A 12,014-nucleotide genomic window follows, 5' to 3' on the forward strand; every position below is an offset into this window, starting at 1 on the left:
GATGTTTTTTTATTCTGGAACGATATCGTTGGCAGCGGTAGCATATAGTCCCAAAAGACATCCTGTAAAACCACCAGCCACATCGGTGGATAGGATATCGCCAGAGACCACTCCTCCCACTGTTTTAAAATTGGAACCATCCTTGGAATAGGCAAATTCGTACTTATCACCATTGGCCTTTATTTGAAGTTCCAAGGCGCCATCATAATCTAGTTTTTCACTGGCCAATACTTCGGAAACGATTTCTCCTCTTCTGTTGGGCCATTTGTTCTTTTGCAAAACCACGTAATGGTCCTTGCCTTTTTTGGTGATTCCAAAAACATAATTGGAACCTTCGTTCTGGAGGGCAACCACACCCGCCAAATCCTTTTCCGATTTGGGCTTGTATTCCATCGCGGTAGTGAAAGAAAAACTATTGTGCTGTTGTCTGTAGAACAGAGTCGATGTGGGCTTTACTTCCTTGATATTGGTTGGGAAGGGGATAATTTGAACACCTTTTTTGGTCCGTTCCATAAAAGCTTCCCGAGGACCACGAAGTCCAATCCATCGGTAGTCCAAATTTTCACTGCTAAAATCTTCGGTGTAGGTGAAATTTCCATTGGGCAGATATCCGTCCTTTCCCGTTTTGTTGGTCACACCCTCGGGCATTTCAAGTTTTGGTTCCAACGGAACCAGACCGTTTTCAAAAACAGGATACTCGCCAGACCAATCCACTGGTAAAATAAAGGTTTCACGACCCGTATTCACCCTATTTTCCTCGTTGGGTCGTACCGCCAAGAACACCCCGTAATATTCATTATCGGGTCCTTGTACAAGGTCGGCATGGCCTGCCCAATCCACTTTGTTCTCTCTATCCCTGGGAAAATAACGCTGTGTCAATATAGGATTGCTCGGTGCAGGAATATAAGGGCCTTTTGGGCTATCGCTCTTAAATATCACCTCGCTGTGCCATCCCCCTGTACCGCCTTCGGCACACATAAGATAGTAGCTACCGTTCTTTTTATAAATGTGCGGGGCTTCTATCCAAATGGGTTTTTCGGTAATATCAACGCCTCCATCCACGATTATTTTGTCGGTTCCAGGGATCACCTTGTCATTTTCAACATCATACTCCCAAATTTTGATGACCCTATGCCCGTTGTAGAGTTCCTTGCCCTTATCGGGAGCATCATTGTGCACAATGTACCCTTTGCCGTCTTCATCAAAAAATATGGATGGATCAATTCCACCAAAATCCAGTTTAATCGGGTCGCTCCACCCTTGTTTTGGATCTTTCGACTTCACCACGATATTGCCCAGTCCACCTGCAAAGGCGGTAACGATCATATAAAACGTATCGTTATGGGGATTATAAGTGATTCCTGGGGCATAAACGCCCTGGCTTATACCCGTATCATGAACGTCCAATTGGGAGGTTCTATCGAGAACATGCCCCAACTGTGTCCAATTAACCAAATCATTGGAATGGAAAATCGGTACCCCTGGGAACATAGCAAAGGAAGAACACACCAGGTAGTAGTCATCCCCTTTTCTGGTAATGGCAGGGTCTGGATAACACCCCTGTAAAATTGGGGTGTAGAATTCGTTGTCCTGCAAAGGGTTATCCAAGTAAATTTGGTCATTGCCTTCGTATACCACCTTGGTGAACAAAGGTTTATTGCTTGCTTTGATGGGTTTTGAACCTTTAATTTCTTCCCTTACCGAAAAGGAGTACAATCCCGCTATTGCGACCAATACCAAAATGGCCGAGAATCTTTTAAGAATTTGTTTGATTTTTTTCATGCTGATTTAGTATTGCTTTTGTTGAGTTTTTGCTTCTTAAATTTATGTTTTTGTCTTTATTCTGATGACGCTCAATGACATTGCAGGTGCAGAATACATGAATTTTTTGTCCACACGATACTCCTCTGTGACCGGCACAACATTGTCTGGATTGTCGAAAGTGTTTTCAGCTTCAGGATTTCCTGTAATTACAGTCAATTTTGCATTGGAAGCCCTATTTTTAAATTTGGAAAGGTTCACCTCCATGTTTTTCGGCACCTTTCCCGCATTGACCATTTTTAGAATCACATCTCCTGTCTTGCTATCCATTACGGTAGAAGCGGCCAATGTGGTGTCCTTATTTGAAAAGTTGATGACATTATCATAGTAGTAATCACCACTATTTTTCATGAAAAGCTTTTGCACATAAAAATTGGGGGTCGGGCACAACTCGGTATTATCAAAAAACACCATATCGGTTGACCATTGGGTATGTCCTTTTTTGGCCAACAAGGGTGCATAAGAGGCCATTTTGACCACATCCCCATTTCTTTCAATGGCGGTTAGATGGACCGCTTCCGCTATGGCATTATAGAGTTTGTTGCCCCATGAGGCATATTCCCCTAAATACACTTGGGCTTTCTTCCTATCATAGGTGTCATAGCGTTCTTGATTGCCCAAATACCAATCCGGCTCAATATAATAGTGTTCATCCACCATGGGAAGCTGCAATTTGTTGCTTATTTCCCATCCCTTTTCAAAATCCTCACCTTCCAAAAATGGCCCTACGGTCCCAATAACAGTAATTTCCGGATATTTCTCATTTACAGCTTCATAGAGCATGGTAAAACGCTCCTCAAATTCAGGAGTCATCTTGTCTTCATTTCCAATGCCCACATATTCCAGATTGAAAGGTTCCGGGTGGCCTGCAGCTGCCCGTTTGCTGCCCCATTCGGATGTGGCGGGCCCGTTGGCCCATTCAATCAAATCCAATACTTCCTGAATGTATTCGTCCATCTCATCCATAGGAAGAGCCCGTTGCCCTTTTCCTCCAATTCTCCATGTACCTCCGGAATTTTGGCAACTCACAGCTGCAGGAACCACAGGTACAGGTTTGGCACCGATGTCCTCACAGAACTGGAAATATTCAAAATATCCTAAACCGGCGGTTTGATGGTACCCCCAGATATTGCGCTGTTCCACACGCTGTTCAATGGGTCCAATGGTGTTTTTCCATCGATACATGTTATGCAGCCCATCGCCATGTACCAGACACCCGCCCGGAAACCTGACAAACTTGGGTTCCATATCCGCTAAAAGCTGGGCCATATCTGCCCGTAATCCGTTGGGACGATTTTTGAAGGTTTTTTCAGGGAAAAGCGATACTACATCCATGGCAAACTTGCCTTTGGTCGTGGCCAAGATGACCAAGTGGGTGGTGTCCCTGCTTTGGGAAGGAACCAAAGTTGTGGTGTATTTTTTCCAATTCTGGGCGGTACTCTTTATTTTATTTTCGGCCAAAACGGTGCCGTCTGTGCCTTGCAAACTAATATCCAAGGTTACGGGGGCATTGCTCAATTGTTTCAAAAACACAGAAAAATTATAGGTATCACCAGCCTCGACCACCATTCCATCGAAGCCCAAATTTTTGAGTCCCACTCCTGATTTTCCTTCGTGTTCTTCGTAATTACCGATAAATTCGGCATCAACCACTATATAATGTGGGTTGTTTTTATGGACGGGGTTTGAGGTCTCCACACTGATTCTCCCGTAGGAATACCCCGGTTCCATATATTCCCAAAATGAAAACGGATTCCATCCTTGTTGTTCGGTGGGATCATATTCAAAGGACCTATTTTGAACCATTTCGGCATATATTCCGCCATCTGCGGCATAGTTGATATCCTCAAAAAAGAGACCCAACAATTCATCACTTATTTTTTTACCACCGCTCGGAATTTGAGCTTCCAACCCGGTACCCCAAATACAAATAAGAATGAATAACAGTACAAAACTGGTTCTTTGGTTTAGAAGATGTTGATTTAATTTCATGTTGTTTCTATTTAATCTGGACTTACCAATCGTACGTCGTACACTGCGCTGACCGCACTGTTGGGGTGAGCCACAAACTTTACTCGGACGAATTCCTTTCCTTTTAAGAGTGGTTCCGGGATGGGATACGTCTCTTGCTTGAATTGACTGATATTGTATTTTTTGGTATTGTCCACCGTGACCAACTTTTCATCCTCTACATAGATATCAAACTTGCGTTGGCCCCATTCAAACCCCCAGTATCGTACCAACAGATTCAGGTTGGACTGTGAACCCGTGGCCATTTTATAACTAAAGTATCCTTCGTCCCTTGCCTCGCGCCAAAAATCATCATGGGAATTCCCTGAATTCGATTTGGCTTCTTCCATGTAATGGTCAGATTCGGGCTGCTGTTCCCCTGTGGCCACATGATCTACCGTCCTTCGTTCCAATTCAAGTTTTTTCTTCTCGATATTGGACAATGAATCCAAATAAGATTTGTACCCATCTTCGGAAAGTGTCAACCAGTACATCATATAGCGGGAGTCGTGGATTTTATAGAAGGGCTCCAGTTCCAATTTTGCAGGGTTGATCATTTTCACATTCAATTTAAATTGCAGGGGCTTGCCCGAAATGGGCTCAAGTTTTTTTCCTACGGATTCAACATCTTCGGCAATCAATATGGGAGCTTGGTCCAAAGGCAGGCGTTTTCCTCCCGCATACTGTCCAAAACGGCTATCATCTGCAATAAGACCCTTTAAATCTTCGGTTCCTGTTTTGGCACCCAATAAAATGGGTCCATGAAAAAATGCCACATATTGCGGAATATTGGGCAAGCGTTCGATATGGTTTTTCATCGGAAGCGAAATTTCGACCACATCGCCCTTTTTCCATTCTCTTTCTATCGGAATATAGGAAGATGGTATGGCGGCATGCTCATAAACCTCTCCATTGATTTTTATTTTGAAAGCTTGTTTCTCTACCCAGCCTGGATAGCGAATCAACAGTTGGAAGTTTCCATCACCTTCGGTAAAAGTCAATCTCGTGGTCTCACCGTTTGGAAAATCCGTTTCCTGCTTTAGCTTGATTCCTTTTTCCTTCCAATCCAATTCAGATGCAATAAACAAATTGATGTATAGCGCATCTTGATTGCGGGAATAAATAAACTGGTTGTATTTGCCGTGGTTTTCCATACCTGTGCCCACACAGCACCACATGGCTTCGTTAGGAGCTGAATAAACTCGGTAATGTCTTGGTCGGGCGGAGGTGAAATACACGTAACCCCCATGCTCTGGATGTTGCGTTGATAAAATATGGTTGTACAGCGTTTTTTCGTAATAATCCGCATATTTTGCGTTGGGAAACTTACGGAACAATCCTTCGGTCAACTTGAGCATGTTGTAAGAGTTGCAGGATTCAGGTCCATCATCCTCGGTCACATAGTCTATGCTGGATGCCACGCTCGGGAAGTGTTCCTTTCTGCTGTTGCCCCCAAAGGCCAAACTCCTATTGTTCACCACGGTTTCCCAAAAATAGGAGCTGGCGGAACTGTACTTATCGGCATCGTCCAATTCTGCGATTCGGTCAAAACCAATGAATTTGGGAATTTGGGTATTTGCATGCTTGTTGTTGAGGTTGTCTATTCCTTTCGAAAGAGGGTCCAACACCTGCCTGTGGGAAAACCGTTTGGCCGCCAACAAATATTTCTCATCTCCAGAGATTTGATAGGCATCCGCATAACTCTCATTAATGCCGCCATGCTCCATATCCAACATGCGTTGCATCTGTTCGTCCGTGAGTCCAGCGGTCAGTTCTATTCCCCAATCACAAAATTTTAGGAAAATATCCCTGGCCATTTCATTGTCCCCATATATATAGGCGTCCCGTAGGCCCGCATACATTTTATGTAGGTTATACCAAGGTGCCCAAGAAGAAAAATACACTTTGAAATCCCCATTTTTAAAGGATGACCAAAGCTTTGCACTGTTCGGGAATCCTCCTGCATAGCCTTTTCCCCATTCTGGATTGTTCTTGGCATTGGCATCTTGACATTCTTTCAATTGGGACACCATATAATCCATGCGCTGTTTACACTCCAAGTTCCCTGTTGCCGCGTAGTTCATGGCCATTGCGGACAAATAATGCCCCCCAACGTGACCATCAAGTCCTTCCCAGTTCGGATAGGCAGGTGCCTTTGGCTTTAGACCCGCCTCTTTTCGGTATGGCGCCAACAAGCGGTCTGGATCATATTTAAGGAGTACTTCAATGTTCAAATCTCGGGCATCTTTGAACGGACCATCAAGCAGTTCAACGTCGCCAAGTGAAAACTCATTGGGGTACAATTTTTCTTGGGCTTGTCCAAATTGTAATCCAAAAATCAGGCAAGTCAGAAATACAAGGATTTTCATCATTTTACTCATTGCTTTTGTTTTGCATTGTCCATCAAACTTCTCACTCCATCTCATTTACCCACTCTTCACCTTCGGGACTTCTTCGCCATTCAAAATAATTATCAAGGACGTTTAATGATGCCTCACTGGGGACTGGCCCCAGATGCGGGATTTGTTCAAAATACATCACTTGTGGGGTTTCTTCTGAAAATGCAGGCCACTCGGGAACATTTTCCCCATTCGGATTTCCATATTTTGCAAAATTTGTCCAATAAGTTCCCATAGCTTCAGAAATGGAAACATCAGATTTGGAAACCTCTGGGTTATCGGTGTCCAGATTTTGAAAAACATAAGGTACTTCTTGTGCATGCGGGGAACCGTATCCATATTTGGGAGAATCCTCTGGGTACTCGGGATGTTGGTCAAAATAATATAAGTATACCTTTGACTCCCCCGTTCTTGACTGTAGCCTTGCCCAACTCCACGTATGCCATCCAAAGGCGGCATCGCGAGCCAAATCCCTTGCGGTTTTTGGAATGGTGTTTTCCCCAACGGGATAGGCTTCCAATAAGTCCTTTGCATATTTTCCATAACGCTTCTCAACATTTGAAACGAAACTTGGAACGTCTTTTTCCCAAGTAAAACTGGCTCCTTCATCAGAATTGTACCCTATTAGCACGGGAACGTCGTTATAGTCCCCTTTTTCATACAGTTTGAACTGGTCATCGGGGATGACATAGCCATCGATAATGGGCCAAGCCCCACCCATGCCCATCCCTATGGGCAACTTGTCCACAGGCAACTTCCTAAGTTCCTCCAAAGATGATGCTCCTGCATTTTGAGTATAGGCAACCCCTTCTTTTTCGGCCACGGAAAGCGTTTTCATGTTCTCCCCGGGAAATGTTACGGGTCGTGAAGGTCCAAAAGAACCGCCACTTTGTGAAATCGCTCCCTGAAAGAGGTCTTTGGCCAAGGGCGAAGCACAGAGCATACTTACAGAGATACCTCCTGCCGATTCTCCGAAAATGGTGACCTTATCGGGGTCCCCACCAAAGGCCGCAATATTTTCTTTGACCCATTCCAAACCCGCAATCTGGTCCTGGATACCATAGTTTCCCGATACATTGTTTGGGCTCTCCTCACTGAGTTCGGGATGTGCCAAAAAGCCAAGCTGCCCCACACGATAGGCAATACTGACCAAAACAACTCCTTTTTTGGCCAAGGCGGCGCCGTCATAAACAGGTTCTGACGTAGCCCCAAAACTGAAACCTCCGCCATATATCCAGACCAAAACAGGGATCTTATCCTCTGAGGAGGTAGCTGGCGTCCAAATATTGAGGTAAAGGCAGTCTTCGCTCTTGCCCTCTTGATCATTCCCCTGAATGGGAGCGGGAGCAAACTTTGTGGTTTCCTTTATACCCTCCCAAGAGGTTGGTGGCTGTGGTGCCTTCCATCTTAAATCGCCAACAGGAGGTGTGGTAAAGGGTATGCCCTTGAAAATTGTCAATCCATCTTCAACGGTTCCCTGTACCTTCCCGTACTTGGTAGTAACAACCCCTGGGGTGTCCTCTTTCTTTTTCTCACTACAGGCAAAAACTATCGATGCCAATATCATTGTGATTATAATTTGTTTCATTTTCATGTTATTTTATGTAGTGGTTTTCACTTGGTTTCATTAGATTCTTGACCTAGTCCAAACCTACTGTTAGTTCATCTTTTATTCTGAAAAAATCAAAATCTACATAGCCCCCTGGGTTTTTGGTCGCATAATTGAACAGACCAAAACGATAGCCCATAAAATGCGGTAGGGTGTAGGACATTTTCAATTCCGATCCTATTTTTTTCCACGTCTTATTGTCCAGACTATAATAGAATGAAGCCACATCCTTTCGGTCCTTAAAATCACAAGTGGCCTTAACGTAGACTGTTTTTTGATTTATGGGCAATTCCTCCATGATTGTTTCACCTTCATCATTTCCTAGAACCATCACAATTTTTTTGTTCCCATTTTGATTGGTTACCCCTGCCCATCCATAATTCTTTTGCAAAAGTGCCAAACCAGCGTTATCACCCTCCTTCATATTGGAAATATCCATGGAGATAGTTCCTTCGCATACTGGGCCAATGGTTCGTTGTGTAAGGGTATTTCTGGTTTCTACCAATGATTTGTCCGTTCGTCCTGTTGTCAACCTCAAAAATCCTTTACGGTCGGAGAGTGACCAGAGACTGTCCACGGGATTGTGGTTCCACTGCCAGACCAATGGCAGCTCTCTTTCTTTCTTTTTTCTTTTGAATTCGTCGGAGTTTACGATTCCAGGAATCCAACCTTTACCAGATGGTAGATCCAACGTATCGGGCACTTTACCATCAACTCCTAAAACGGGCCAGCCATCTTCCCATGTAACGGGGAGTAGATAGGGAATTCTTCCGACAGACCCATAATCCCTGAACAAATAGGAGAACCATCTTCCATCCGGCGTGTCAATGAGTCCACCTTGGGCAATGCCCCTATCCTGGAGGGCAACTTTACCCTCGTAAGGTCCAGTGATCTTATCGGAGCGGTAAACAAGTACCGTTCGCATTCCTCCTCGGGGCCAAGTGATATTAAAAAGGTAGTATTTGCCGTTGACCTTAAAAAGTTGTGATCCTTCTGCCCCCAACATGATGTTGTCTCCTGCCGGGGCACTGGCATTTTCCAATAACACCCGTTTTGTTTCTTCCTTGATACCTGAAAAATCTGCTTTTAGTTCGGCCATCATCAGTTTGCCATTGCCCCAGATTATGTAAATCTTTCCGTCGTCATCAAAAAATACGGTCAAATCATGATACGATGGCTCGAAGGTCTGTACCTTCCAGGGTCCATTTTCAATATCCTTTGTGGAATATACATATGTTTTTCCCGTGGTCGCGGCAAATGTAAATACGTAGAATGTACCCTCGTGATAACGTATACAACTGGCCCAAGAACCCCTGCCGTAGGCATTTTTTCCATTTTCCAAGTTAAGGTCATCCACTTCACCCAAACGATCATAGGCATAATTGACAATGTTCCAATTGACAAGATCTGTTGATTTCATAATAGGTACTCCCGGACTCATGTGCATCGTTGTACTGCTCATGTAGTAATTGTCGCCCACGCGTACCATTGAAGCATCCGGTACATCGGCAAAAATAATGGGGTTTGTTGCCCCTTCCTGTTGGGACTGGCCTGCAAAACCAAAAAATAGCAATACCGTTATTTGAACAAAAAGGTGGACTTTTTTCATCTTCAATTCTTTATTTTAAAGGTGTAGGCCTTTCCTTTCTCCGTCACAATATCATAAAGAAAGGTTTTGGGCAATGTAAGTTCTTCAATCGTAGCCTTTTCTGAAATGATAGGTGTCATGGTTTCCCCGGTAAAAAAGAAGCTGTTAGGGTTTTTCCCTTCTGCTTTTACCAAATCACCCGCTCCCAAGAGTTCGATTTCGTTCGGAACCCTGAGGCGTAGGTTACCTCCCAAATTGGATTTTATGGTGGCTACCGTAAGGTTTTTATTTTTCCAATCCATGGCTATTATTTCAAAACCGCCCCGTGCTTTTAAACCACCAACATAGCCAGAATCAAGGGCATCGGGAACGGCAGGGAGCAAATGAACCGCTCCATCCGAACTTTGTAACAACATTTCAGCGATTCCTGAGGTACATCCAAAATTTCCATCGATTTGGAATGGCGGGTGCGCATCAAATAGATTGTTGTAGGTGCCACCACCTCCTTGATTTACACCTACGGGGGTCAGTTGATCTTTTATCAATTTATAAGCATGGTCTCCATCTTGCATTTTGGCCCACCAATTGACTTTCCAGCCCATGCTCCAGCCCGTGGAAACATCGCCACGTTGTAACAGCGTATTTTTGGAAGCTGCAAAAAGCTTAGGTGTACGGTAGGGTGAAATCTGATTGGACGGAAACAGTCCGTACAAATGGGATATGTGACGATGACGATCTTCCGGTGAATCAACATCATCCAACCATTCCTGCAATTGATTATGTTTCCCAATTTGCATGGGAGGCAGTTTACTTCTGAGCGTTTTGAGCGAATCGATAAAATCGTTGTTGTTCCCCAAAACTTTGGATGCTTGGATATACGTAGTGAAGACATCAAAGACCAATTGGTTGTCCATAGTGGACCCTGCGGTAATGGAAGAACCTTGATGCTCTTGTGGGGCGTTTTCCGGGGAATTGCCCGGCGCAATTACCAGATACGGATATTTGGGATGCTTCACCAGAAAGTCCGCATAAAACTGGGCGGCACCTTTTAGAACAGGCATAATCGATTTTAAAAAATTGATATCCCCAGTATAGAGATAATGCTCCCAAAGATGTTGGCTCGTCCAGGCACCACCACCGTTCCAGATACCCCAAAATGCCCCATCTATAGGACCGGTTATCCGCCAAATATCGGTATTGTGATGCGCCATCCATCCTTTGGCTCCGTACATGACCTCAGCGGTTTCTTTGCCCGTCTCCGACAGTTCCTTGACCATCTGAAGAAAAGGCTCATGGAGCTCGGAAAGATTGGTTCGTTCCGCAGGCCAATAATTCATCTCTGCATTGATATTGATGGTATACTTACTGTCCCATGCCGGTTGCATGCTACCGTTCCAAATACCCTGCAAATTTGCAGGCTGCCCTCCCGGTTGGGAAGAAGAAATCAACAAATACCTTCCAAATTGAAAATATAATGCGACAAAAGAAGGGTCCTGGGTATTTCGGAAATTTGCCAATCGTTCGTCGGTAGGTAAATTGGATGCTTCTGTGCTACCAAAGTCCAGGACAACTCTATTAAAAAATTCTTGATACTTTTTTATATGGGCGTACTTCAAGTTCTCATACTCCTTATCAAATCCACTATTTAAAAAAGATGTGGCACGCTGCGTTTCATCACCGGACAAATCTTTGTAAGAGTTGAAGTTGGAAGCTATGGACACCATAATAATGGCTTGATCCGCATTTTCCACTTTAATGGATGTACCCGTTCGCGTGATTTTTCCATTAACCGTCTTTAAGCGGGCCAAGGCGTTGAATTCTACTTTGCCCTCAACGCCTTCGTGGTCACTGGTTTTCCCCCAGAGTGAAATCCGGTCGTTACCCTGTGCTTCAATTTTGGCATTGGTATGAGGGGAAGTTAGATTCGTAGTAAAGGAAACTTGTCCAGGACGGTCCGAAGTTATTTTAATAACCAATAACCTATCGGCCAAGGAAACAAAAGCTTCCCTTGTAAATGTTACTCCTCCTAATTTATAGGAAGTTGTACTGATGGCATTGCTGATATCCAGCTCACGATAATAGTCTTTGTATTCCCCGTGATCAGGAAAGGATAATTCCAAGTTCCCGACGGGCTGAAACATTTGTCCATGGGACTTTTTCGTAATAATTTTTTCGTTCGCTAGCTGTTCTGCTTCTTTATATTTTCCATTGAATATAAGTTCACGAATTTTTGGAAGGGCTTCCAACGCACTGGGATTATCGTTGCGGTTAGGGCATCCGCTCCAAACCGTGTGCTCGTTGAGTTGAAAAATGTCCTTTTCTACATTCCCGTAAACCATCGCACCGATACGACCGTTTCCCAAGGGCAATGCATTTTCCCATGTATCCCCGGAAGGTTCATCGTACCAAAGTTTTAAATCACCAGTTTGTTGCCCATAAGTGAGGTAAGGTAAAAGGAAGCCAATGAAATATAGTAGTCTTTTCATGTTCTTCGAATTTTATATGGGCTAAACTTATTGGTGTTATGCTGTAAAAACTACAACTAAGGTTTATGACTCGACAAACAAACCTTGTTGATTTTAAAAAA

At 44.0% G+C, this 12,014-nt stretch carries 6 protein-coding genes; all 6 read right to left on the reverse strand.

The genetic code is table 11. The features are described 5' to 3' along the window. Positions 1 to 9: 9 nt before the first annotated feature. Genes SD449_RS15280 through SD449_RS15305 form a run of 6 tightly spaced genes read right to left on the reverse strand, consistent with a single transcriptional unit; the run spans position 10 to position 11,913 of the window. Entirely contained in the window at positions 10 to 1,782 is a 1,773-nt protein-coding gene (locus tag SD449_RS15280) for a glycoside hydrolase family 43 protein (RefSeq protein WP_318311761.1), read from the reverse strand. Between the two features lie 42 nt (positions 1,783 to 1,824). Beyond that, the gene (locus SD449_RS15285) at positions 1,825 to 3,813 is read right to left on the reverse strand and encodes an alpha-L-arabinofuranosidase C-terminal domain-containing protein (protein ID WP_318311762.1); all 1,989 of its coding nucleotides are present in this window, start codon (positions 3,811 to 3,813) and stop codon (positions 1,825 to 1,827) included. 11 nt (positions 3,814 to 3,824) lie between these two features. Continuing rightward, positions 3,825 to 6,212: a glycoside hydrolase family 127 protein gene (locus SD449_RS15290; RefSeq protein WP_318311764.1), complete on the reverse strand. Its 2,388-nt coding sequence runs from the start codon at positions 6,210 to 6,212 to the stop codon at positions 3,825 to 3,827. A gap of 31 nt (positions 6,213 to 6,243) precedes the next feature. Continuing rightward, a complete protein-coding gene (locus SD449_RS15295) occupies positions 6,244 to 7,818 on the reverse strand; it encodes a carboxylesterase/lipase family protein (protein ID WP_318311765.1) in 1,575 nt (524 codons plus the stop codon). 52 nt (positions 7,819 to 7,870) lie between these two features. Then, positions 7,871 to 9,448, reverse strand: a complete 1,578-nt coding sequence (locus SD449_RS15300; RefSeq protein WP_318311767.1) for a glycoside hydrolase family 43 protein — start codon at positions 9,446 to 9,448, stop codon at positions 7,871 to 7,873. A 2-nt stretch (positions 9,449 to 9,450) separates the two neighbouring features. Next, positions 9,451 to 11,913, reverse strand: a complete 2,463-nt coding sequence (locus SD449_RS15305; RefSeq protein ID WP_318311768.1) for a glycoside hydrolase family 95 protein — start codon at positions 11,911 to 11,913, stop codon at positions 9,451 to 9,453. Between the last annotated feature and the right edge of the window lie 101 nt (positions 11,914 to 12,014).

Source organism: Flagellimonas crocea, assembly GCF_033441595.1.
Lineage (GTDB): Bacteria > Bacteroidota > Bacteroidia > Flavobacteriales > Flavobacteriaceae > Flagellimonas > Flagellimonas crocea.

Bases quoted from the DNA above. Each gene is read 5' to 3' on its own strand.
- SD449_RS15300 (WP_318311767.1), bottom strand. From the start codon at position 9,448: ATGAAAAAAGTCCACCTTTTTGTTCAAATAACGGTATTGCTATTTTTT.
- SD449_RS15290 (WP_318311764.1), bottom strand. From the start codon at position 6,212: ATGAGTAAAATGATGAAAATCCTTGTATTTCTGACTTGCCTGATTTTT.
- SD449_RS15305 (WP_318311768.1), bottom strand. From the start codon at position 11,913: ATGAAAAGACTACTATATTTCATTGGCTTCCTTTTACCTTACCTCACT.
- SD449_RS15295 (WP_318311765.1), bottom strand. From the start codon at position 7,818: ATGAAACAAATTATAATCACAATGATATTGGCATCGATAGTTTTTGCC.
- SD449_RS15280 (WP_318311761.1), bottom strand. From the start codon at position 1,782: ATGAAAAAAATCAAACAAATTCTTAAAAGATTCTCGGCCATTTTGGTA.
- SD449_RS15285 (WP_318311762.1), bottom strand. From the start codon at position 3,813: ATGAAATTAAATCAACATCTTCTAAACCAAAGAACCAGTTTTGTACTG.